General features: G+C 58.0%; 23 protein-coding genes and 1 other RNA gene. 10 read left to right on the top strand and 14 right to left on the bottom strand.

The window, feature by feature from the left end; all coding sequences use genetic code 11:
* The first annotated feature begins 69 nt into the window (after window positions 1-69).
* Entirely contained in the window at window positions 70-672 is a 603-nt protein-coding gene (locus RZS32_RS14060; RefSeq protein WP_317057591.1) for a response regulator transcription factor, read from the top strand.
* 4 nt (window positions 673-676) lie between these two features.
* Here RZS32_RS14060 and argE read toward each other — a convergent pair whose 3' ends face one another.
* The 7 genes from argE to RZS32_RS14095 form a co-directional block, all read right to left on the bottom strand.
* Complete coding sequence (gene argE, locus RZS32_RS14065; protein WP_317057592.1) at window positions 677-1,834, bottom strand: acetylornithine deacetylase; 1,158 nt, start codon at window positions 1,832-1,834, stop codon at window positions 677-679.
* A gap of 53 nt (window positions 1,835-1,887) precedes the next feature.
* An RNA gene (rnpB, locus tag RZS32_RS14070) (RNase P RNA component class A) lies at window positions 1,888-2,249 on the bottom strand.
* Window positions 2,250-2,262: 13 nt separating this feature from the next.
* Window positions 2,263-2,991: an N-acetylmuramoyl-L-alanine amidase gene (locus tag RZS32_RS14075; protein WP_317057593.1), complete on the bottom strand. Its 729-nt coding sequence runs from the start codon at window positions 2,989-2,991 to the stop codon at window positions 2,263-2,265.
* Entirely contained in the window at window positions 2,952-3,722 is a 771-nt protein-coding gene (locus RZS32_RS14080; RefSeq protein ID WP_317057594.1) for a hypothetical protein, read from the bottom strand. The genes RZS32_RS14075 and RZS32_RS14080 overlap by 40 nt, the downstream gene beginning before the upstream one ends.
* Window positions 3,723-3,756: 34 nt before the next feature.
* Window positions 3,757-5,241: an Asp-tRNA(Asn)/Glu-tRNA(Gln) amidotransferase subunit GatA gene (gene gatA, locus RZS32_RS14085; RefSeq protein WP_317057595.1), complete on the bottom strand. Its 1,485-nt coding sequence runs from the start codon at window positions 5,239-5,241 to the stop codon at window positions 3,757-3,759.
* On the bottom strand, window positions 5,241-5,528 hold the full coding sequence (gatC, locus tag RZS32_RS14090) for an Asp-tRNA(Asn)/Glu-tRNA(Gln) amidotransferase subunit GatC (protein ID WP_317057596.1): 288 nt from the start codon (window positions 5,526-5,528) through the stop codon (window positions 5,241-5,243). The genes gatA and gatC overlap by 1 nt, the downstream gene beginning before the upstream one ends.
* A gap of 31 nt (window positions 5,529-5,559) precedes the next feature.
* Window positions 5,560-6,219: a ceramidase domain-containing protein gene (locus tag RZS32_RS14095; protein WP_317057597.1), complete on the bottom strand. Its 660-nt coding sequence runs from the start codon at window positions 6,217-6,219 to the stop codon at window positions 5,560-5,562.
* A gap of 57 nt (window positions 6,220-6,276) precedes the next feature.
* Here RZS32_RS14095 and RZS32_RS14100 point away from each other — a divergent pair, with 57 nt between their 5' ends.
* On the top strand, window positions 6,277-6,969 hold the full coding sequence (locus RZS32_RS14100; RefSeq protein ID WP_317057598.1) for a metal-dependent hydrolase: 693 nt from the start codon (window positions 6,277-6,279) through the stop codon (window positions 6,967-6,969).
* A gap of 57 nt (window positions 6,970-7,026) precedes the next feature.
* Here the strand turns inward: RZS32_RS14100 and RZS32_RS14105 are convergent, their stop codons facing one another.
* Complete coding sequence (locus RZS32_RS14105) at window positions 7,027-7,476, bottom strand: nucleoside deaminase (RefSeq protein WP_317057599.1); 450 nt, start codon at window positions 7,474-7,476, stop codon at window positions 7,027-7,029.
* Window positions 7,477-7,538: 62 nt separating this feature from the next.
* Here RZS32_RS14105 and RZS32_RS14110 point away from each other — a divergent pair, with 62 nt between their 5' ends.
* From RZS32_RS14110 to RZS32_RS14120, 3 genes are read left to right on the top strand one after another with little or no spacing between them, the layout of a single operon-like run.
* Window positions 7,539-8,339 carry a pseudouridine synthase gene (locus RZS32_RS14110; RefSeq protein WP_317057600.1) on the top strand — a complete coding sequence of 267 codons (801 nt, stop codon included), beginning with the start codon at window positions 7,539-7,541 and terminating at the stop codon, window positions 8,337-8,339.
* Window positions 8,340-8,386: 47 nt separating this feature from the next.
* Entirely contained in the window at window positions 8,387-8,824 is a 438-nt protein-coding gene (gene dtd, locus RZS32_RS14115; protein WP_317057601.1) for a D-aminoacyl-tRNA deacylase, read from the top strand.
* A gap of 54 nt (window positions 8,825-8,878) precedes the next feature.
* Window positions 8,879-9,394, top strand: a complete 516-nt coding sequence (locus RZS32_RS14120; protein WP_317057602.1) for a DUF2244 domain-containing protein — start codon at window positions 8,879-8,881, stop codon at window positions 9,392-9,394.
* 102 nt (window positions 9,395-9,496) lie between these two features.
* Here the strand turns inward: RZS32_RS14120 and RZS32_RS14125 are convergent, their stop codons facing one another.
* Both RZS32_RS14125 and RZS32_RS14130 read right to left on the bottom strand, forming a co-directional pair.
* Window positions 9,497-10,858, bottom strand: a complete 1,362-nt coding sequence (locus tag RZS32_RS14125) for a sulfotransferase family protein (protein ID WP_317057603.1) — start codon at window positions 10,856-10,858, stop codon at window positions 9,497-9,499.
* A gap of 338 nt (window positions 10,859-11,196) precedes the next feature.
* On the bottom strand, window positions 11,197-11,670 hold the full coding sequence (locus RZS32_RS14130) for a GatB/YqeY domain-containing protein (protein ID WP_317057604.1): 474 nt from the start codon (window positions 11,668-11,670) through the stop codon (window positions 11,197-11,199).
* Between the two features lie 209 nt (window positions 11,671-11,879).
* Between RZS32_RS14130 and carA the strand changes: the two genes are divergently transcribed.
* Together carA and RZS32_RS14140 are read left to right on the top strand one after the other, a co-directional pair.
* Entirely contained in the window at window positions 11,880-13,028 is a 1,149-nt protein-coding gene (gene carA, locus RZS32_RS14135; RefSeq protein ID WP_317057605.1) for a glutamine-hydrolyzing carbamoyl-phosphate synthase small subunit, read from the top strand.
* A gap of 98 nt (window positions 13,029-13,126) precedes the next feature.
* Window positions 13,127-15,049, top strand: a complete 1,923-nt coding sequence (locus tag RZS32_RS14140) for a glycosyltransferase family 2 protein (RefSeq protein WP_339106684.1) — start codon at window positions 13,127-13,129, stop codon at window positions 15,047-15,049.
* Here the strand turns inward: RZS32_RS14140 and RZS32_RS14145 are convergent.
* On the bottom strand, window positions 15,023-15,673 hold the full coding sequence (locus RZS32_RS14145; RefSeq protein WP_317057607.1) for a GntR family transcriptional regulator: 651 nt from the start codon (window positions 15,671-15,673) through the stop codon (window positions 15,023-15,025). The genes RZS32_RS14140 and RZS32_RS14145 overlap by 27 nt on opposite strands.
* Before the next feature lie 127 nt (window positions 15,674-15,800).
* Here RZS32_RS14145 and RZS32_RS14150 point away from each other — a divergent pair, with 127 nt between their 5' ends.
* From RZS32_RS14150 to RZS32_RS14160, 3 genes are all read left to right on the top strand, one after another.
* Window positions 15,801-16,445 (top strand): pyrimidine 5'-nucleotidase, encoded by a 645-nt coding sequence (locus tag RZS32_RS14150; protein ID WP_317057608.1) that lies wholly within the window; start codon window positions 15,801-15,803, stop codon window positions 16,443-16,445.
* 116 nt (window positions 16,446-16,561) lie between these two features.
* A complete protein-coding gene (locus tag RZS32_RS14155; protein ID WP_317057609.1) occupies window positions 16,562-16,777 on the top strand; it encodes a hypothetical protein in 216 nt (71 codons plus the stop codon).
* A 172-nt stretch (window positions 16,778-16,949) separates the two neighbouring features.
* Window positions 16,950-18,149 carry a UbiH/UbiF family hydroxylase gene (locus RZS32_RS14160; RefSeq protein WP_317057610.1) on the top strand — a complete coding sequence of 400 codons (1,200 nt, stop codon included), beginning with the start codon at window positions 16,950-16,952 and terminating at the stop codon, window positions 18,147-18,149.
* 59 nt (window positions 18,150-18,208) lie between these two features.
* On the opposite strand, the gene RZS32_RS14165 is transcribed toward RZS32_RS14160, so the two are convergent.
* The 3 genes from RZS32_RS14165 to RZS32_RS14175 all read right to left on the bottom strand — a co-directional run bounded on the left by RZS32_RS14165 (window position 18,209) and on the right by RZS32_RS14175 (window position 20,354).
* On the bottom strand, window positions 18,209-19,336 hold the full coding sequence (locus RZS32_RS14165) for an aminotransferase class V-fold PLP-dependent enzyme (RefSeq protein ID WP_317057611.1): 1,128 nt from the start codon (window positions 19,334-19,336) through the stop codon (window positions 18,209-18,211).
* A gap of 107 nt (window positions 19,337-19,443) precedes the next feature.
* On the bottom strand, window positions 19,444-19,902 hold the full coding sequence (locus RZS32_RS14170; RefSeq protein WP_317057612.1) for an Lrp/AsnC family transcriptional regulator: 459 nt from the start codon (window positions 19,900-19,902) through the stop codon (window positions 19,444-19,446).
* A complete protein-coding gene (locus RZS32_RS14175) occupies window positions 19,899-20,354 on the bottom strand; it encodes an Lrp/AsnC family transcriptional regulator (protein ID WP_317057613.1) in 456 nt (151 codons plus the stop codon). Before RZS32_RS14175 ends, RZS32_RS14170 begins: the two co-directional genes overlap by 4 nt.
* Between the last annotated feature and the right edge of the window lie 90 nt (window positions 20,355-20,444).

Here is a 20,444-nt window from a genome sequence, read left to right on the forward strand (position 1 = left end):
CCTGTAGTCTTGACCCCGTTGGTTTACAGTCGGCTGCTGCGTTTTTGCAGCATGAACACGGAAATAGAAGTGTCGAAAATACTATTCGCTGGCGGCCATGATTTGGTGCGCGAAGCCCTGACGGACTATTTGCGCAGGCAAAGCGGTTTTGAAGTTCTGCAAACCAAGAACGTCGAAGCTGCAAGCGAACTGTATGACAAAGAGGGTCCTTTCGACCTTGTGCTGCTCGGCTGTCTGGGGACGGATAACAAGGCGCTTGATGGCCTGTCTCAGATGCGGTCGCAATATGGGTGTTCCGTGGCCATACTGTCGACGAAGACAACCTCAGAAGCCGCCCAACGTGCCCTTGATGCCGGGGCGTCCGGGTTCTTACCCAAAAGCCTAAAGCCCGAGGATATGGTTGCCGCCATGCGGATAATGCTGTCGGGCGAGGTGTTTTCTCCTGATGCGTATCTGACCGAAAACGCGCCTGCCGGGGCCGTACAGCTTACACCGCGCGAACGCGATGTTTTGCAGGGTCTTGTGGCAGGCAAGCTCAACAAGGAAATCGCGCGCGATCTGGATATTCAGGAGGTCACGGTAAAGCTTCACGTCAAAACCCTGTCGCGCAAGCTTTCGGCCAAAAACCGGACCCATGCTGCCATGCTGGCACGGGATATGGGGCTGGTGTGAGGGCTCAGGCGATGCGGGCGCTGAGTCGTTCCAGCATGCCGACACATTGCGAGAGTTGGTCTATCGCGACAAACTCATCCGCTTTGTGCGCCTGTTCGATAGATCCCGGCCCGCACACCACCGCGGACAAACCAAGGGTCTGAAAAATCCCGGCCTCTGTGCCAAACGCCACCAGATCAGCCCCATTTGCCCCTGTCAGTTCCATAAAGATATCGCGCGCTTCATTCTCTGACGCGGGTTCCAGCCCTTCGACCTCGGCGATGATCTCGGTCACGATCCCTGACTCGTCCGATATGGCGCGCATGGCGGGTAGGAGTTCTTCTTCGCAATAGCGTTCAAGATCGGATTTCACGTAATCCGCATCTGATGTCTGCACCGGGCGCATTTCCCAATCCACAGAGGTGCGTGAGGGGATCACATTGTGGGCGACGCCGCCATGCAGCGCGCCGACATTGATCGTGGTCCAGGGTGGGTCGAACCGGCTGTCTTTGGGGGCACGGGCGCGCAGGGCGTCTTTGAGATGCAAGAGCCGCGTGACATAGCGCGCGGCATATTCGACGGTATTCACGCCCATGTCGGGGGCAGAACCATGCCCGGCCAGCCCGGTGAAATGCGTGGAATATTCGTAACAGCCCTTATGCCCCTCGATCACGCGCATGGACGTGGGTTCCCCGATCAGCGCCACACCGGGGCGCACGCCCTTGGCGCGCAACTGCTCAGCCAGGGCTTGAGCGCCGAAACAGCCCGACTCCTCGTCATGAGTGAAGGCGAAATGAATAGGGCGCGCTCCGACGCGCTCGGCAAAGAGAGGGGCAAGGGCAATCGTTGCGGCGATAAAACCTTTCATGTCGCAACTGCCGCGCCCGTAGAGGCGCCCTTCACGTTCGTCCATCACGAACGGATCGCTGGTCCAGCTTTGATCGGACACAGGCACCACATCGGTATGACCAGAGAGCACAACACCGCCGGGCATATCAGGCCCCAGTGTGGCAAAAAGATTGGCCTTCTTGCCCGTCTCGTCATGGTAAATGCCCACGCACGCACCAACGCTGTCCAACCGTTCTGCCAGATAGGCAATCATGTCGAGATTGCTATCGGGCGAAATCGTGGGAAAGGCGATCAGGTCGCCAAGGATCGCAATTGTGTTCTGAAGATTGTCCATGCGTCGACTGTGTGAGGCATGCATCGATGCGTCAAGCGTTCAAAGCCGTGAGTAAGCGCGGAGGGCCTGTAAGCCGGATTCTGTCTGACCCCAAGAGGGGTGAGACGGCCATTCATCTGCGCCTGCGATTGCCCGCAGGCTCTAGCTGCCAACCCGGACCACGGGGCCAAGGCGGCCCATATGCGATCCCTATTTGGCATTGCTCCCGGTGGGGCTTGCCATGCCGGTCCGGTTGCCCGTCCCGCGGTGGGCTCTTACCCCACCGTTTCACCCTTGGCCCGGAAGTCCGGGCCGGTCTGTTCTCTGTGGCGCTTTCCCTCGGGTTGCCCCGGCCGGGCGTTACCCGGCACCGTTGCCTTGTGGAGTCCGGACTTTCCTCGCAAGGTCACCCTCACGCAGCCGTCCGGCCCTCCGCGCGATCCAGAGCTTTAGGCGGCAGGGGGTGGGCCGTCAAATGGAAAACGCCGCGCAAGATCCGCCATTACGGCGCAATCCGTGGCATCAAGAGGGCCATCCTCCCACGGGCGAAACCGGCTGCGGAAGGCCTGTAGAATGTCATTTTCTGTCGCCTCTGGGGAATAACCGAACTGATGAGCTGAATTAGCAAATTCTATTTTTTTATCAGATGTTTGCGGCCAAATACTCAAGTTACTTGCGGCCAGCCGATACCAATCAAATCGCGGACCGGGATCGTATTTGCGATCCGGGGCCATGTCCGAATGTGCAATCACCCGTTCCGGCGCGATTCTGTGCCGGTGCATGACATCGCACAAAAGGCGCTCAAGCACTGTCATTTGCGGTTCTGGAAAAGGATGGCTGCCAGTATTGGCCAATTCTATCCCAATGGACCGGGAATTGACATCCGTCACATCCCCCCATTGCCCGGCCCCGGCGTGCCAGGCGCGCATGTCTTCTTCAACCAGCTGCCAGCAGGTCCCGGTTTCGGAAATCAGGTAATGCGCCGAAACTTCAGCCTGAGGATCACACAGCCGGTCTCTAGCGGCGTCACAGCTCTCCATTGCCGTGTAGTGCAAGACCACAAGGTCAGGCACTGCCCCGCCGCGTCGCGGGCCAAAATTCGGAGACGGATGCCAGATCGGCTTTTGCGCCAACAGTGTCAGCCACCCACCGCTGTGCGGAATGGGCGCGGGTCCCATGCGCAGGCGTAGCCATCGCCGTCGGGGTCAAGCCCAAGCTTGTCGCGTGACGGGCCACCTTTTTCCAGGAAATCACTCTGAGCGAGGTCAGGTGAGGCGTATTTGGCGCAGTTGCGTTCAAAACGGGCGGTCTTGTTGATGCCCACCCGGCTATGGATCTGCGTGCCCACCGCGTGTTTGGTCGAAAGCGCATATTCCACGATGTTAGGCCCGGTGCTGCCGCTGCGTTGGGGCAGGGCGGTAGGTTGGACTACTTTGTACTGCGCGCGATTTTGAGCGATCAACTCGGCATCGTCGTCAATTGAGCGCACATTGCCCACAGCGTTGAAATCGTTTTCCGCTGATATGCCTGCATCACCCGCGACGGTTTGCGGTGCGGGGTTCGAAGGGCTGGCATGGACCACGGCTTGCCCTGAATTGGCGGAGGTTTCCGCCAAACGGGCACGGGTTTCGGCGGCGAGTTCTTCTCCGGTGCTGGCTGTGGACGGCTGGGTGCCAGCAGCATATGCCGTACCTGCCGCGCCAGAGCCGGGGGTTTCATCCGATATCGCCCCGGCACCAGGAACAGCGTTCCCTGCAAGGGCCGCATCACGTGCACGTTGTTGTTCAAGGTATTGATTGTAATTACCAAATCCCACACCTTGCCCGGTGTTCGGAACGCCGCTGTCTGGCACAGGGGTGGAGCAAGCGGCCAGTGCCGCAAGCGCGGTTACGCATAGTGAAAATCGCATCTGCATTGGTCCTGCCGTTTTGTTTTGGCGGAATTTACCACCATTTCGTGGGCTTGGCTACAAATCCTGCTGCATTTTCCAGCGCGTAGGCGGTATTGAGCAAATCGCCTTCTTCCCAGGGCCGGCCAATCAGCTGCAGTCCCAGAGGCAGGCCTTGCTTGTCAAGACCGGTGGGAACCGCGATGCCGGGCAGACCGGCCAGGTTCACTGTCACGGTGAAGACATCATTGAGATACATCTCAACCGGATCGGAAGTTTCGCGGCCCAACTCGAACGCCGCAGATGGGGTGGCCGGTGTCAGGACGGCGTCAACGCCCTGATCAAACACCTCTTCAAAGTCGCGCTTGATAAGGGCGCGCACCCGTCGGGCGCGGTTGTAATAGGCGTCATAAAACCCGGCTGAAAGCACATATGTGCCAATCATCACCCGGCGTTTGACTTCGGCCCCGAACCCTTCGGCACGGGTTTTTTCGTACATCTCGGTGATGCCATCGCCCTGCGCCATCTGCGCGCGATGGCCATAGCGCACGCCATCATACCGCGCGAGGTTTGACGAGGCCTCGGCGGGCGCAATGACATAGTAGGCGGGCAAGGCGTACTTGGTGTGGGGCAGGCTGATATCGACAATCTTGGCGCCTGCATCGGCCAGCATGTCCTTACCCTGCGCCCAGAGTGTTTCGATCTCGTCCGGCATCCCGTCCATCCGGTATTCTTTGGGAATACCAATAGTTTTGCCTCTGATGTCCCCGGTCAGCATGGCCTCAAAGTCGGGCACAGCCAAGTCAGCAGAGGTGCTGTCTTTTGGATCATGGCTGCACATGGTCTCCAGCATGATCGCCGCATCGCGCACGGTCTTGGTCATTGGTCCGGCCTGATCGAGGGACGAGGCAAAGGCCACAATGCCCCAACGCGAACAGCGCCCATAGGTGGGCTTGATCCCGGTGATGCCAACAAAGGCGGCAGGTTGGCGGATCGAGCCGCCGGTGTCTGTGCCCGTGGCCCCAAGGCAGAGATCGGCAGCCACCGCACTGGCCGACCCACCCGACGAGCCGCCAGGGGTGAGGGCGGTTTCCTCGTTGCCGCGCCGCCAGGGGTTCACGGCGTTGCCATAAACGGAGGTCTCGTTGGAGGACCCCATGGCAAACTCGTCCATGTTGAGCTTGCCCAGCATGACCGAGCCTGCGTCAAACAGGTTCTGGCTGACGGTGGATTCATACTCCGGCTTGAAGCCGCTCAGAATGCCTGAGGCGGCTTGTGATGGCACACCTTTGGTGCAGAATAAATCTTTAATTCCCAATGGGATACCGCACATACTTGGTGCATCGCCTTTGGCCAGACGTGCGTCAGCGGCTTTGGCCTGATCCCGTGCCAGATTTGGGGTGTGATGTACAAATGCGCCCAAGGCATCAGCACCTTCAATGGCATTGAGGCATGCTTCGGTTAGCTCAAGCGAGGTGACATCCTTGGCGCGCAGTTTGTCGCGGGCTTCGGCGATGGTCAGCGTGTTGAGATCAGCCATTATTCGACCACCTTCGGCACGGCAAAAAAGCCTTCGCGCGCATCTGGCGCGTTCGAGAGAACCTTGTCCTGTTGATTGCCGTCTGTGACTTCATCAATCCGGCGTTTGAGCCGCATGGGCGTGACCGATACCATCGGTTCAACCCCCTCCACATCGACCTCATTGAGTTGTTCAATGAACCCAAGGATTGTGTTGAACTCCTGCGCCAGCGCAGGCAGGTCGTCTTCTTCCACCCGGATGCGGGCAAGTTTGGCCACTTTGGCGGCGGTCGCGGTGTCAATGGACATGCGTCTCTCCGTTGCGGTTTTCGCCTTGCGTTTAGCCTTGTGCCGCTGGCGGTGCAAGTCTGTGACGGCGATAGATTTCGATCATCCAGGCCAGCATGACAGCGTTGAGGATGTGCCAGAGGAAATGCGTGCCAAGCGGCAGGGTCTCGCAAAGCGGCATATCCAGACTTCGGAAGGTGAGCGAAAGCATCAAAAGACCTGCTCCGATTGCCAATCCACGAGACAAAGGCGGGTTCGCGCGCAAGAGGATCGCGTAGATCGCGATGAATATTGGGACGAGCAGATAGCCTGCCGATTGCCCATAGAGCGGCACGGATTGAAACACCGGTATCAGCGCGGCGGACAGGGGCAAAAACGCCATCATGATTCCGAGGGACCACAAAGTGGACAAGCCCAGAAAATCGCGGCTGGCGGCAAAGATGTAGATCAGTATGAACGCAACAATTGGAACAACATCCAAAGCGCCCGCCCAGGGTTGCGCAAAGGTGTGAAAGAGGAAACTGCCGATTCCGATCAGGCCCAGAACGGCCGTAAGACTCCATGCCAGCGGGGCATGAGTCGTGCGCAGCCGGTACACCATCACAAGAGCCGCGATAACAAAGGCCGCATTGGTCACGGCGTTGACGGGTTCGGCCCAAAAGCTTGGATCAATGCGTTCGCAGTATCCGTCAACATGTTCGGTCCAAGTCATCTTGGTTTGCTCTGGGCCTGTCTATGGGTAGATTGTCGTAAACATAGGAGGTTTCTCATGAAAATCATCTGGCTTGGCCATGGCAGCTTTCGTATCGAAATCGCAGGGGAGGTTTTGCTCATTGATCCCTGGCTGACTGGTAATCCAGTGTTGCCGGAGGACAGTCATGAGGCGGCGGTGGCGGGAGCCACGCATATCCTGTTGACCCATGCGCATTTTGACCACGCGGCGGATTTGCCGGATCTGGCCAAGCGTTTGGACATCCCGGTGGTTGGCCAGTACGATCTGATGTCCTGGTGGGAGGAAAGTCAGGACGTGGCAACCGTGGGGTTCAACAAAGGCGGCACTGTGCAGCTCGGCGATGTGGCGGTGACCATGGTCAATGCACTGCACTCCTCCAGCTTTGGTGGACCGGACGGGCCACATGTGCCTGGCACGGAATGCGGGTACATGATCGCGGGTGAGGGGCATGTGATTTATCTCTCTGGAGATACAGACGTGACAGCGGATATGGGCATCTGGAATGATCTGCACACGCCGGATATCGGCATTCTGTGCGCCGGTGGGCATTTCACCATGGATATGCGCCGCGCAGCTTATGCCGCCAAGACGTTTTTCAATTTCAAGACGGTCATCCCGTGTCATTACAAAACCTTCCCGATTCTCGAGCAATCGGCGGATGTGCTGAAAAATGCCTTGTCCGGGGTGGATGTCGTTGAGCCCAAGGTGATGCAGGCGATTGAGATCTGAGGCAGGCCAAGTCTTTTCTGAAAAGACTTGGCAAAAGCTTTTTGAAAGCTTTTGCGCCTAGCGTCGGGCGGCGAAGAAGGCTTTGAGCAGGGCTTCTGCCTCTTTCGCCGCAATCCCATCGAAAACCTCTGGCACATGGTGTGTTTGCGGATGTGTGAAAATGCGCGCGCCGTGGTCTACCCCGCCGGATTTGGGGTCTGATGCGCCATAGTAGAGCCGGTCAATGCGCGCATTGGCCATCGCCGTGGCGCACATCGCGCAGGGTTCCAGCGTGACGGTCAAAGTATATCCGGGCAGGCGCTCGGACTTTGCCGCAGCACAGGCCGCGCGCAGCGCCAGGATTTCCGCATGGGCTGTCGGATCGCTCAATTCCCGGGTTCTGTTGCCCGCCTGTGCCACGATGCGCCCCTTGGGGTCCGCAACAACGGCTCCCACGGGCACTTCGCCACGTGCGGCAGCGGCGCGGGCTTCCTCAAGGGCGGTGTCCATATGGCTTTTGAATGTCATTGGACCAGATGGCCCAAGCCTGGGTGCTTTCGCAAGAGGCGATGATGCGCTAAGGGCAGAGGATGAGCCAGACATCCCCTCCCAAGACGCCCCCCGGTGACCGTATCGCCAAGGTGATTGCCCGCGCTGGCCTTGCCAGCCGGCGAGAGGCCGAGCGCCTGATCGAGGCCGGGCGGGTCAAGGTCAATGGCAAGGTGATCGATCGTGCCGCGCTGAATGTGACGCCGAAGGACAAGATCGAGGTGGATGGCCGCCTGCTTGACGCGCCGGAACCACCGCGCCTGTGGCTCTATCACAAGCCCACCGGGTTGGTGACAACCACGCGCGATGAGCAGGGGCGAGAGACAATTTTCGATGCACTTCCCGAGGATTTGCCGCGCGTCATGAGCGTCGGGCGGCTTGATCTCAATTCAGAGGGCCTGCTGCTTTTGACCAATGATGGCGGGATCAAGCGTAAGCTGGAACTGCCCTCCACTGGCTGGGTGCGAAAGTACAAGGTGCGGCTCAAGGGGCGTCCGAAAGATGAGACATTCGCGCCCTTGCGCAAGGGTTTGGAGATTGATGGCGAGCGGTTTCAGCCGATGCAAGTGACCCTGGATCGTCAGCAAGGCGCCAATGCCTGGATCACTGTCGCGATCCGCGAGGGCAAGAACCGCGAGATTCGCCGCGCGATGGAGGCTGTGGGATTACAGGTCAACCGGCTGATCCGCCTCAGTTACGGGCCGTTTCAGCTGGGACAGTTGAAAGCCGGTGAGGTGCTCGAAATCCGACCTCGCGTGCTGCGCGATCAATTGGGGCTTGAGGATGAAAAGGCGCAGGCGGTGCCGCAGAAACCCAACAAGGTACGGCGTCGGCGGCGGTGAGATTTGGGTATTTTTGACAAGAAAGAAGCGGAAGCGAGGGGGATGCGATGCGGGCCTTGATCCAACGGGTGAGCGAGGCACAGGTTCGCGTTGAGGGACAGGTAATTGGTCAGACCGGAGCGGGTCTTTTGGTGTTGGTTTGTGCCATGCAAGGGGATGAGGACGCGCAGGCACAGGCGCTGGCCGCGAAAGTGGCCAAGTTGCGGGTCTTTCGGGATGAGGCAGGCAAAATGAACCGCTCGGTGCGCGATGTGGGTGGCGGCGCTTTGGTGGTGAGCCAGTTTACGTTGGCTGCAGACACTGCGCGCGGCACCCGGCCTGGGTTTTCCGGCGCAGCAGCACCTGAGGACGGACGGCGGCTTTATGAGCTTTTTGCAAAGGCGCTGGCGGCGGAAGGCGTGCCGGTGGAAACCGGAGAGTTCGGCGCGGATATGCAGGTGAGCCTTGTGAATGACGGGCCAGTGACGATTTGGCTGGAGGTTTGAGCGCGCGCCAAATGTCGCGCTTTTCCTTTTGGATCGTCGCGCTAAACTCCGCACATGCCGTATCAATGGTCCTCATCTGAGACATCACATGGTGACGTGGAATGCCTGCGCCTTTGGCCGCACCGGTCCCTGCCGCGCTGGGGTTTTGCCGTGTTTATTCTGATCACCTGTGTGATGTTCACCATGCCGCTTTTCCCGCTTTTGGGCACGGCCACTTTGTGGGGCTTGTTGCCCTTTCTGGTGCTGGCGGTCTGGGGTGTGTGGTACGCGCTGCAGCGATCCTACCGTGATGGCGCGATGGGAGAGGAACTGACCATTGGGCGTGAGGAGGTGCATCTGCGCCGTACCAATGCACGCGGCCCTGCACAGGAATGGGAAAGCCAGAGCTATTGGACCAAGGTGCACATGCACCCCACGGGTGGGCCGGTGCCGCATTACGTGACACTGAAGGGCAAGGGGCGCGAGGTCGAGATCGGGGCGTTTCTGTCTGAGGATGAACGCAAGGCGCTTTATGGTGAGATTGCAGAGGCGTTGAAGCGGATCGGTGAGCCGGATCCGGTCGTGGGGTAAGAAATGGCGCCGCTTTAGGGTGGAGGATGGCTGCTTTGAGCCCAAAGTGACCGACGCTGCGAACGTCAGCTACGTGAATTTTCCATTCCTTTGTGAAACGCTTCAATCATCATGGGTCGGCTGTGTGTCGAAACCATACTTTTCGAAATAATCTCTGTGCCTAGCTTTCAAGTCTTCGGCATTGATCGCATACTCTTCGTTTGAGTATCGATGTCGACCGTATTTACCTTGTTGATTGTCGGCAAGGTACACTTTCATCCGCTCCTCGAATTCGGATGTGACCTCCATCTCGAACTTTTCGTAAATCCTGCGAACCATTGCGATCGGATCTGCAAAAGTGTCGCTATACACCGCATCGATAATCTGACTTTCGCGTTCCGGATGCGCGTTGCGAAACTCCAGCGGTCTTTGCCAACACAATCCGCTGAATTCGACGACCATTTGGCCAAACGCATGTTTATCAATACTCCCCTCTACATCAAACGGGATACAGGCACTCTCCACGAGGCGGGCGAAAGAGGCTGCGTTCTTGGCTGGATTGCGGTGAGTAACAACAACTCGTGCGTCATCGAATTCATCAAAGATTGAGCCAAAATAGAGAGCGTAGCTGGGTGCCTTGTTGATCCAATGCGTGCCTGCCGGAGCATAGGCGTCCAACATAGTAAAAAAATTGCGTTCGTATTTCAGCAATGCGGGCGCAACATCGGGCTGAGCCAAACGTAAGGCGTATTCGAGCCCAGCCTGAACACCGTTAGCTATGTTCATGCCATGGTGAAACTGCATATAAAGCAGGCTCTCTTCTTTTTCAGTGGCTGACCACAGATGGCTTTCGTTGAGCTTTTGAATGAAGCCCGGCGCGTATTTGGCAAGCAAGTTTATGGAGGCGGCGCTTTTCTTGATCCTGTCACTTATCATCGGGTCTTCTCCCGATTTGAGCGGTGGCAGAACTTGTTCCATTTCGTATGTATAAGGCGACCGGGATTGTGGATCTTCTGCCAGTAGCCGATGTAACAGCGTGGTGCCTGTCCGAGGATATCCTGTCACCAATAGCGGCGCTTTGTACTTTCCATTTGCTTCAATAAATTCCGCGTTCTCTTCGAAAAACTCGATAAACTCCGTTCGATTTCGCAAATAAGTCAAATAGACGGTCTTAATCAGCATCCGGCCAATGGAGGAAATATGCGGGTTGTTGTCGAGGCCAGTGGCGAACATCTCCAGGCAATCCCGCAAAACCCGAATGTCATTTGCTGATCCCCAGCGAGGATGAAGGTCACCCGGCTTGTCAAACTCTTTCAAACTCGCCTTGGTCAGATTGAATGCACTGGATCCAGTCAACGCTTTCTTGGTGTTGTCGATCCACCGAACCGGAGCCAATAGCTTCGAATACTTCACATGATTGCCCGGATATCGCCCCGATGCGTCACCAGCTGTTGTCAGTGGATCTACGTGATAATAATGCGTCATGCATTCCCCTAGCATAAATCTTTTTTATTCGGACTTCTTGTCGCCGTGCAGAATTAAGAACTAGTGCTGAGGCCCTAAGTTCAGGGCCTTCTTACTGGTACACCATCAAGAACGGGTGCGAATGGGCAAAACTGCCCAAGAATTTCGAATGCGTTGGATTGCCTTGATTTTTCTATCATCAAGCCATTTTTCGGCTACGAAAAGGTCAAGTGGATATGTGTTTGTCCTGAAATTCTCACGAAAAAAAGCGACGATCTGTGCAACTGCAGCGAAAGCACACTTCGTCCGCAAAGCAGGCAATCCCGCAGACGGATCAATCTTTCAAAATCGCCTTGGGTTCACGCCCCTGCGCAGAGCTTATCTTTCACTTTCGGGCCCACGGCTCCGAAGTCCATCTGGCCGGTATACTGGTCCTTGAGGTGGCCCATGACCTTGCCCATGTCGCGGATTGACTCTGCGCCGGTGGCGGTGATGGCGGCCTTAATCGCGTCGCTCACTTCGGCTTCGTCGAGTTGACGGGGCAGGAACTCCTCGATGACGCTGATCTCGGCGCGTTCCGTTTCAGCAAGATCAAGACGTCCGCCTTCTTCATAGGCGCGTGCGCTTTCCATGCGCTGCTTGGTCATTTTGCCCAGAATGGCCAGGATTTCTACGTCGCCCACACCTTCACCGGTGTCGCTGTCGCTGCCACGTTGCGCGATGTCCTGATCTTTGATCGCGGCGTTGATCAGCCGCAACGTTCCCAGGCGTGTGGCGTCTTTGTCTTTCATTGCCTGTTTGAGCGTATCGCCCACGCGTTTGCGCAAACCCATTGTTCATGCATCTCCGTGCCATGTCACAAGACATGATGCTTAGCCCAAACCGCGCAAGGGCGCAACCGCTAGAAGATTGCGTAAATCCCTTGTTTTGCAGGGGTCGATGTATGACGTGACGCGACGTTTCTGTTCAACGGGAACGGCCTTGACCCTGCGCAGTGTGAACCTTAGGTTCGCGCCAATTTGCGCATTTGGAGATTCTGCACATGGCCGCTGCTGCTGATGCCCACCCAACCGCATGTCTGGCGCTTGCAGACGGATCACTATTTTACGGGAAAGGGTTTGGAGCGGCAAAACAGGTCTCTGCGGAGCTGTGTTTTAACACCGCAATGACCGGGTATCAGGAGATCATGACCGATCCAAGCTATGCGGGACAAATCGTGACGTTCACCTTTCCGCATATCGGCAATGTCGGCGTGAATCCCGACGATGACGAAACCGCTGATCCGGTGGCCGCAGGTATGGTCGTCAAATGGGACCCAACCGAGCCGTCAAATTGGCGTGCAACGGAACGTCTGGGCGACTGGCTGGCGCGGCGGGGCCGGGTCGCGATTGGTGGCGTGGACACGCGGCGTCTGACCCGGGCGATCCGTCAACAAGGCGCGCCGCATGTGGCGCTGGCACATGACCCGGAAGGGAAATTCGATGCGGAGGCGCTGGTTGCCGAGGCTCGCGCGTTTGCCGGGTTAGAGGGCATGGACCTGGCCAAGACAGTCACCTGTGCGCAGTCCTATCGCTGGGACGAAATGCGCTGGGCCTGGCCTGAAGGGTATACCCGCCAGACAAACGCCAAGCACAAGGTCGTCGCGGTGGATTATGGTGCCAAGCGCAATATCCTGCGCTGTCTTGCCTCGGCTGGCTGTGACGTCACGGTTCTTCCCGCCACGGCCACAACCGAGGATGTGCTTGGTCACAATCCCGATGGTGTGTTTTTGTCCAATGGGCCGGGCGATCCAGCGGCGACAGGCGAATACGCCGTGCCGATGATCCAGGGCGTTCTGGAAAAAGACATCCCGGTCTTTGGCATTTGCCTGGGCCACCAGATGCTGGCGCTGGCGCTTGGGGCCAAGACGATCAAGATGAACCACGGGCATCATGGGGCCAACCACCCGGTGAAGGAAATTCAGACCGGCAAGGTGGAAATCACCTCGATGAACCACGGGTTTGCTGTGGATGGACAAACCCTGCCCAGCGGCGTGGAAGAGACGCATGTGTCGCTCTTTGACGGCTCGAATTGCGGCATTCGGATGAAAGATCGCCCGGTCTTTTCGGTTCAGCACCACCCCGAAGCCAGCCCCGGTCCGCAGGACAGTTTTTACCTCTTTGAACGCTTCGCGGCCTCCATGGCAGGGTGATCGCGCCCGGATCGTCATTTTGGGTTAAACACATCTTCACGTCATCTTAACCATGTTTGACGCACCTTGCCCGTGATGCATTGGCAAGGGACGATCATATGGCGATGACCGAGTTGCAGACTCCGCCGCCTTCGGACGAGCAGGTGGCCTCTCATAGTGTCGCGGATGCTGCTCTGGAACAGCTATTGGTTCAATCCGGACGTTTGAGTGCCGAAGACCTGGCAGATGCCCGAACGCTTCAGGCGCTTTGCGGGCAACCCTTGGACAAGGTGCTGGTGGCGGACGGGGGTCTCTCAGCGCAGGTTATGACCGAGTTGCGTGCACAGATTCACGGATGCCGCGCCATATCACGCATCGAACTGGAAGAGCTGCGCCCGATCCCGGTGGGCATTCCGGCGCAAGTGCTGCTGAAACATGCGGTTTTGCCTGTGCGGGATCGAGATGATACCGCGGCTGTAATATGTGCATCCCCTGAGGATCTACACCGCGCGCGGCCCTTTTTGCCCGCCTCCTTGCAGGATGCGAAAATGGTTCTGGCCAACCGGGATATGGTGGCGCAGCGCATTGGAGCCTTGCACAAATCCGCATTGGTTCAAGCGGCCGCCGCACGCACACCCGCCGCAGAAAGCTGCCGGACCTGGGCCAATACGCGCAGGCAGCGGGTCAGTCTTTTTGCGGTTTTTCTTTGCGGGGTGCTGAGCCTGAGTGTGCTGTATCCCCAAATGATATTCTCCGGCCTTGCTGCTATTGCGGCGATCACGCTGATTGTTTCGGCCTGTTTTAAGGCACTGGCCTTTTCGGCTCGCGCCATGTCGCCGATGAAACAAAGTGTCCTGTCTGATGTTTCTGACATCAAAAGACTGCCGAAAGTCTCTGTTCTTGTTCCTCTTTTTCGTGAAACCGAAGTGGCCCACGTGCTGATTGCACGCCTCAAGCGGCTCAGTTATCCCAAATCGCTTTTGGACGTGGTTCTGGTGCTTGAAGAAGAGGACGGACTGACCAGCAAAACCCTTGCGAAAACCAATCTGCCGCCCTGGATCAAGGTGGTTGTGGTGCCAGATGGGCGTCCCCGAACCAAGCCGCGCGCGATGAATTATGCGCTCGATTTTTGCGAAGGTGAGATCATCGGCGTTCTGGATGCCGAAGATGCGCCTGACCCGGATCAGATCATGCGCGTTGTGCGCCGGTTTGACGCCGCCCCAAAGGATGTCGCCTGTCTTCAGGGCATTCTGGATTACTACAATCCGCGGCAAAACTGGCTCGCGCGGTGTTTCACCATCGAGTATGCAGCCTGGTTTCGTATGATCCTGCCCGGCGTGGCGCGGTTGGGGCTGGCCATTCCGCTGGGCGGCACGACGCTCTATTTTCGGCGAAATGAGTTGGAAAAACTGGGCGGATGGGATGCCCATAACGTGACCGAGGATGCCGATCTGGGCTTTCGCCTCGCGCGGCATGGGTACCGGACCGAGATGCTTGTGACAGTGACCGAGGAAGAGGCCAATTGCCGCCCGTGGGCCTGGGTCAAGCAACGCTCGCGTTGGCTCAAGGGGTACATGACGACCTATCTGGTACACATGCGTCAGCCCGTTTTGCTGTTCCGGCAACTGGGCGCGCGCAAGTTCTGGGGGTTTCAGGCGCATTTTGTCACTGCTCTGTCGCAACCTTTGCTGGCGCCGTTTCTTTGGTCCTTCTGGCTTGTGCTGTTGGGCCTGCCGCATCCGCTCGACCCTCTGGTGTCGCGCTCTGCGTTGATGGCGGTTGGCTTGTTGTTCCTGATGATTGAGGCCGTCAATATCTGTATCGGCCTTGCGGCAGTGTCCAAACCCAAGCACAGGCATCTTCTGCCGTGGGTTCCCACGTTGCACCTTTACTGGCCTTTGGGCGCGATTGCCGCCTACAAGGCGCTTTACGAATTGGTTTTAAAGCCGTTTTTTTGGGACAAGACACAGCACGGGCTGTCACTCAACCATATTTCAACGGCGCGCAAACCCGCGTCAGCCAAAGGTCTCGATCTCACCTGAATCAAGCTTCAGCCGCGTGACGAAAGCCTTCGAGATATGCGCTCGCAGAGCCTCTCCGGCAGCGGCGCCATCGCCGTTTTCGATGGCTGTGACAATCGCATCATGTTCGGCTAGTGCATCAAGCGGACGGCCCACTGCCGCAAGGGATGTGGTCGCCATGAGCGCCATGGAGCGGTGCACAAGATCAAGTTGCTGCACCAGAAACCGGTTGTGTGAAGACAAGTGTATCTGCTTGTGAAAGCGCCGGTTGGCCTTGGCCATAGCACTTGGGTCCTCAATCAGCTTGTGATCATCGGTCACCATATCGCGCAGCACGCGCACCTCTTCGGGTGTCGCGTGACGTGCGGCCAGATTGGCGGCCAACCCTTCCAACTCGGCCCGCACCACATAAAGCTCGGCCAGTTGGTTGTGGTCCAGCGACGATACAATCAGGCTGCGCCCGTCGCGCGTCAACAGGGATTGCGTCTCAAGCCGTTGCAGCGCCTCGCGAATGGGCGTGCGTGATACACCAAACCTCTCTGCGAGATCGCTTTCCACCAAGCGGTCGCCGGGCTTGTAAATCCCGGTATCAATCGCCTCCAAAACAAGCGTGTAGGCATCTTTTTGCGGCGTGGCTATGGTCATCGCGCTCTCTGTCGTTAGGTATGGTCGATGTGTCAGACTATCCGTGGCGCAATGGGTGTTTCAAGCCCAGAGGCGCGGATGGGGAAAATAGTTGGGCCAAGGTCCAAGCAGATGAGGGACAAACGGGATGCCAAAGCAGCATTTTGAGCATGTTGAGACATGGGTCTTTGATCTCGACAACACGCTTTATCCCCCATCCGTGCGCCTCTTTGACCAGATCGAAGTCCGCATGACGCAATATGTCATGACCGAACTTGGCGTGGATCGGGCAGAGGCGGACCGGTTGCGCAATCTCTACTGGCATCTGCATGGCACCACGCTGGCGGGTCTGATGCGCGAACATGACCTTGATCCCTTGCCTTATCTTGAGGATGTGCATGACATCAATTTTGATGCACTGGAGGCAGACGTAGATCTGGCCGCGCGCATCCGGGATCTGCCGGGGCGCAAGATTGTCTACACCAATGGCTGTGCTCCCTATGCTGCGCGCGTGGTCGAGGCGCGTGGTCTTTCGGGACTGTTTGATGCGATCTACGGCGTTGAGCATGCCGATTTTAACCCCAAACCGGATCGTAAGGCGTTCGACAAGGTCTTTGCACAAGATGGGTTAGAGCCAACGCGTGCTGCAATGTTCGAAGACGAGGCCCGCAACCTAGCGGAGCCGCATGCGATGGGGCTGCGCACGGTTCATGTCGCGCCTGAGCCTCAGGAATTGGATCACGTGCATCATCATACCGATGATCTTTCCGAGTTTCTCGCACGCCTTCTGTGACAGGCTGCCGCGCTGCGTCGAAATGCGCCTTTTGCTTTGAAAAAGCGGACATATCTCGTGCCTTAGCGTACGCGACAGGAGATCTCGTGCCTTAGCGTACGCGACAGGAGAGAGACATGACCGCGACAGACACCTCACAGCTACCCCATACGCAACGCCGCCCGGAGCGGAGCGAGGCCACCGAAGTGGCGATGACAATCTTGACAGTAGCGGTTCTTGTGGCGGCCTGGGCGACAGCCGTGGTTATCTGGGGTTTGCCCGGGCTGTATATTCCCGCTGTGGCCATGGTGCCAGTCATGTTTGCGGCTTTGATCTACATCGCCTGGGGATGAAGCGTCGTATTGGCTTTGGCCCTCAAATCGCACTAAAGCGTTTCGACATTGACCTGAGACATCAGCAAAAGGCGAAACGCGTGCAACAATCGAGTGTCGCGCTGCGTTTCGCGCTAATCTGTGATTCGGGTTCATCGCGAAACGCTTTAGCTTGCCGGTGAGGAGAGCCGATATGAGCCAATTTGACTGCGATATCCTTGTGTCGGGCGGCGGTGTTGCCGGACTTTCGGCAGCGGCTGTGCTGGGGCATGCAGGGTTCGATGTTGTCTGCGTAGATCCGGCACCTCCGATCATGGAACGAGACGCGGAAGGCGCTGACCTGCGAACGACCGCCATCCTGCAGCCCGCGCAGGCCCTGTTAGCGGACGCGGGGCTGTGGACGCGGCTTGAGGATCACGCGGCCCCTTTGCAGGTCATGCGGATAGTTGATGCAGGTGGAGCTGAGCCGGAACCGCGCATCGTCAAGGATTTCAACGCGTCGGATATCTCGGATAAGCCCTTTGGCTGGAACCTGCCCAACTGGCTCTTGCGCCGAGAGATGGTGGCGCATCTTGAGACACTGCCAAATGTAACATTCCTGCCGGGCACGGCGGCAAAGGCGCTTTTTACCCGCGAAAGCGAGGCGCGCGTGACGCTGTCCGATGGAATACGCAAGATATGCCGCCTCGTGGTCGCCGCAGATGGGCGCGGTTCGCCGATGCGTGAGGTCGCGGGCATCAAGGCGCACACAACGCGCTATGGGCAAAAGGCGCTGGCCTTTGCCGTCACGCACGCCATTCCGCATGACAATGTCTCAACCGAAATCCACCGTACTGGTGGGCCGTTCACGCTTGTGCCTTTGCCCGACTACGAGGGCAGGCCGTCATCCGCCATAGTCTGGATGGAACGCTCTGCGGAGGTGAGCCGTCTGGCCGCATTGGATGTCCCGGAATTTGAAGCCGAGATGAGCGCGCGGTCCTGTCATCTCTTTGGCCCGCTGACACTGGCCTCGCGGCGCACGGTTTGGCCCATCATCAGCCAGTTGGCAGAGCGCATGTGCGCCGAACGTGTGGCGCTTGTGGCGGAGGCGGCACATGTGGTGCCGCCCATCGGGGCGCAGGGGCTCAATATGAGCCTTGGCGATATTCGGGCGCTTTTGGAGTTGGCACAGGCGCAGCCCGATCGCTTGGGTGATGCAGACATGCTTGAGACCTATCACAAGCGCCGCCATCTGGAGGTCACCGCGCGCGTGAAAGGAATTGATGTGCTCAACCGGGCTTCTATGGTGCAAACGCCGGTGTTGCGCGACGCGCGTGCCGCAGGGCTGAATGCGCTTTACGCAATGGCCCCAGTACGCAAAACGCTCATGCAGATGGGGCTTGGCGTGCGTTGAGCCTGCTCATCAGCCCTTATGGCCTTCTTCGCGATGAAGCCCAATAGGGCTGAAGAGCGCTACAGAACTTTGTCGATCACCTCTTGCAGCCGCGCCTTGGCGGCGGTCACGTCATAGAGCTTATCCAGACCAAAAAGCCCCAGGCGGAAGGTGCGAAAACCTTCGGGCTCATTACACTGCAGCGGCACGCCCGCGGCGATTTGCATGCCTTCGGCGCTGAACTTCTTGCCATTCTGGATGTCCGGGTCGTCGGTATAGCTGACCACCACACCCGGCGCGCCAAACCCTTCGGCAGCGACGGAGGTCACGCCCTTGTCGGCCAGCATCGCGCGCACGCCATTGCCCAGCTCCCATTGCGCATCACGCAGCTTTTCAAAGCCAAACGTCTTGGTCTCCAGCATGGTATCGCGAAACCCGCGCAGGGCATCGGTGGGCATCGTGGCGTGATAGGCATGCCCGCCGGTCTCATAGGCCGCCATGATCGAACGCCACTTCTTGAGATCAATTGCAAAGCTGTTGGAAGTCGTGCTCTCAAGCCGTTCCAGCGCGCGCTCTGACATCATCACCAAGCCTGCCGAAGGCGAGGCCGACCAGCCCTTTTGCGGGGCGGAGATCAGAACATCCACCCCAGTGGCCTTCATATCGACCCAGGCACAGCCCGAGGCGATGCAATCGAGGATCATCAACGCGCCCACCTCATGCGCGGCCTTGGCCAGTTCGGTGATATAGTCCTCGGGCAGGATAATGCCTGCGCTTGTCTCCACATGCGGGGCAAAGACTGCGTCTGGCTTGGCTTCACGGATTTTTGCGGTGACCTCTTCGATGGGCGCAGGAGCGAAGGGGGCCGTGGCCCCATTGCCCGTCTGCCGCGCCATGCACACGGTGGTGTCTGAGGTGAACTGACCCGCATCAAAGATCTGCGTCCAGCGGAACGAGAACCAGCCATTCCGCACGATGAGCGCATGGGCATCGGTGCCAAACTGTCGGGCCACCGCCTCCATCCCATAGGTACCTCCACCGGGAATGAGGGCCACGCCATCGGCGTTATAAACCTCTTTCAGCATAGATGAGATATCATTCATAACCTTCTGAAAGGATTGACTCATATGATTCAGAGAGCGGTCTGTGAAGACCACGGAATATTCCAGAAGGCCATCGGGGTCGATGTCGGGGAGAAGGGCGTTCATTGTTGGGCTCCAGAGCGATTTGCGAGGAAGACGTTAGCGGAAACATATCATGCCCACGCCATATGTGCATCGCGTATTCCCGTCAAAGAGATGCGGCTTTTCGACCTCTACCCAATAGGTCCGGGCCGCTTTTCCTCACTCAGAAGCACATTTGCCTCTACATCCCCGACACCCGGCAGGGTCATGATGCGCCGCCGCAAAACGCGTTCAAAGTCAGAGATATCGCGCGCCACCACCCGGAGGCGGTAGTCATACATGCCCAGGACGTGTTCCACGGTTTGCACTTCCGGAATGGCGCTGACGGCGGTCTCGAAATCCTGCAGGCTCACGCGGCCCTTGGTGGCCAGTTTTACGCCCAGAAACACAGTCACGCCAAAGCCCAGCTTCGCGGCGTCCAATTCCAATTTGCGCCCGGCCAAAACACCGGCCTCGCGCAGCCGCTTGATCCGCCGCCAGACCACAGGTTGCGAGGCGTCATAGCGACGGGCCAAGGCCCCGGTGCTCACCCGCGCATCCCGCGCCAACGCGCCCAGAAGTTTGCGGTCGAGATCATCCAGCTCAATCATATCGGCAGGCTTTCATCGGATTTGATCCGCGCCACATGCATAAGCGCCTCGATCTCTGCGATATGGGGCAGGGTGAGGATGCGGTCGCGGTAAATTTCCTGATAGTGCGCCATGTCGCGGGCAATGACCGAGAGGCGCAGATCGACCCGACCCAGAAACGTTTGACACTCCAGCACTTCGGGCACCTGGCGGGCGGCATCCAGAAATTCGTCAAAAGCACGGGCATGGGTTTTGTCGAGCGTGAAGCGCAGTGAGACTTCCACAGTGTACCCCAGGTGCTGCCAGTCGATCTGCGCGGTCACGCCTTTGATGATCCCCAACTCCTCCAGCCGCGTGATCCTGCGCGCAGCACTTTGCGGGCTGATGGCGCAGCGCTCTGCCAGCTCAGCCGGGCTGAGCGTGGGGTCAGATTGCAGGTAGCGCAGAATCCGGCGATCCTCATCTTTGAGCATTAAAAATCCAGTATATACAAAAATTCAGAATTGAATTATCAGTATTAGGATCGAATTAACAGAGTCTAAAACTGTTTCACGCGCGAAACA

The sequence above is a fragment of the Roseovarius sp. W115 genome (assembly GCF_032842945.2).
GTDB lineage: Bacteria > Pseudomonadota > Alphaproteobacteria > Rhodobacterales > Rhodobacteraceae > Roseovarius > Roseovarius rhodophyticola.

What these genes read in the sequence shown, in the direction of transcription:
- argE (WP_317057592.1), bottom strand. Translation starts at nt 1,834, where the DNA reads ATGGACAATCTTCAGAACACAATTGCGATCCTTGGCGACCTGATCGCC.
- RZS32_RS14075 (WP_317057593.1), bottom strand. Translation starts at nt 2,991, where the DNA reads ATGGGACCCGCGCCCATTCCGCACAGCGGTGGGTGGCTGACACTGTTG.
- RZS32_RS14080 (WP_317057594.1), bottom strand. Translation starts at nt 3,722, where the DNA reads ATGCGATTTTCACTATGCGTAACCGCGCTTGCGGCACTGGCCGCTTGC.
- gatA (WP_317057595.1), bottom strand. Translation starts at nt 5,241, where the DNA reads ATGGCTGATCTCAACACGCTGACCATCGCCGAAGCCCGCGACAAACTG.
- gatC (WP_317057596.1), bottom strand. Translation starts at nt 5,528, where the DNA reads ATGTCCATTGACACCGCGACCGCCGCCAAAGTGGCCAAACTTGCCCGC.
- RZS32_RS14095 (WP_317057597.1), bottom strand. Translation starts at nt 6,219, where the DNA reads ATGACTTGGACCGAACATGTTGACGGATACTGCGAACGCATTGATCCA.
- RZS32_RS14100 (WP_317057598.1), top strand. Translation starts at nt 6,277, where the DNA reads ATGAAAATCATCTGGCTTGGCCATGGCAGCTTTCGTATCGAAATCGCA.
- RZS32_RS14105 (WP_317057599.1), bottom strand. Translation starts at nt 7,476, where the DNA reads ATGACATTCAAAAGCCATATGGACACCGCCCTTGAGGAAGCCCGCGCC.
- RZS32_RS14110 (WP_317057600.1), top strand. Translation starts at nt 7,539, where the DNA reads ATGAGCCAGACATCCCCTCCCAAGACGCCCCCCGGTGACCGTATCGCC.
- dtd (WP_317057601.1), top strand. Translation starts at nt 8,387, where the DNA reads ATGCGGGCCTTGATCCAACGGGTGAGCGAGGCACAGGTTCGCGTTGAG.
- RZS32_RS14120 (WP_317057602.1), top strand. Translation starts at nt 8,879, where the DNA reads ATGCCGTATCAATGGTCCTCATCTGAGACATCACATGGTGACGTGGAA.
- RZS32_RS14125 (WP_317057603.1), bottom strand. Translation starts at nt 10,858, where the DNA reads ATGACGCATTATTATCACGTAGATCCACTGACAACAGCTGGTGACGCA.
- RZS32_RS14130 (WP_317057604.1), bottom strand. Translation starts at nt 11,670, where the DNA reads ATGGGTTTGCGCAAACGCGTGGGCGATACGCTCAAACAGGCAATGAAA.
- carA (WP_317057605.1), top strand. Translation starts at nt 11,880, where the DNA reads ATGGCCGCTGCTGCTGATGCCCACCCAACCGCATGTCTGGCGCTTGCA.
- RZS32_RS14140 (WP_339106684.1), top strand. Translation starts at nt 13,127, where the DNA reads ATGGCGATGACCGAGTTGCAGACTCCGCCGCCTTCGGACGAGCAGGTG.
- RZS32_RS14145 (WP_317057607.1), bottom strand. Translation starts at nt 15,673, where the DNA reads ATGACCATAGCCACGCCGCAAAAAGATGCCTACACGCTTGTTTTGGAG.
- RZS32_RS14150 (WP_317057608.1), top strand. Translation starts at nt 15,801, where the DNA reads ATGCCAAAGCAGCATTTTGAGCATGTTGAGACATGGGTCTTTGATCTC.
- RZS32_RS14155 (WP_317057609.1), top strand. Translation starts at nt 16,562, where the DNA reads ATGACCGCGACAGACACCTCACAGCTACCCCATACGCAACGCCGCCCG.
- RZS32_RS14160 (WP_317057610.1), top strand. Translation starts at nt 16,950, where the DNA reads ATGAGCCAATTTGACTGCGATATCCTTGTGTCGGGCGGCGGTGTTGCC.
- RZS32_RS14165 (WP_317057611.1), bottom strand. Translation starts at nt 19,336, where the DNA reads ATGAACGCCCTTCTCCCCGACATCGACCCCGATGGCCTTCTGGAATAT.
- RZS32_RS14170 (WP_317057612.1), bottom strand. Translation starts at nt 19,902, where the DNA reads ATGATTGAGCTGGATGATCTCGACCGCAAACTTCTGGGCGCGTTGGCG.
- RZS32_RS14175 (WP_317057613.1), bottom strand. Translation starts at nt 20,354, where the DNA reads ATGCTCAAAGATGAGGATCGCCGGATTCTGCGCTACCTGCAATCTGAC.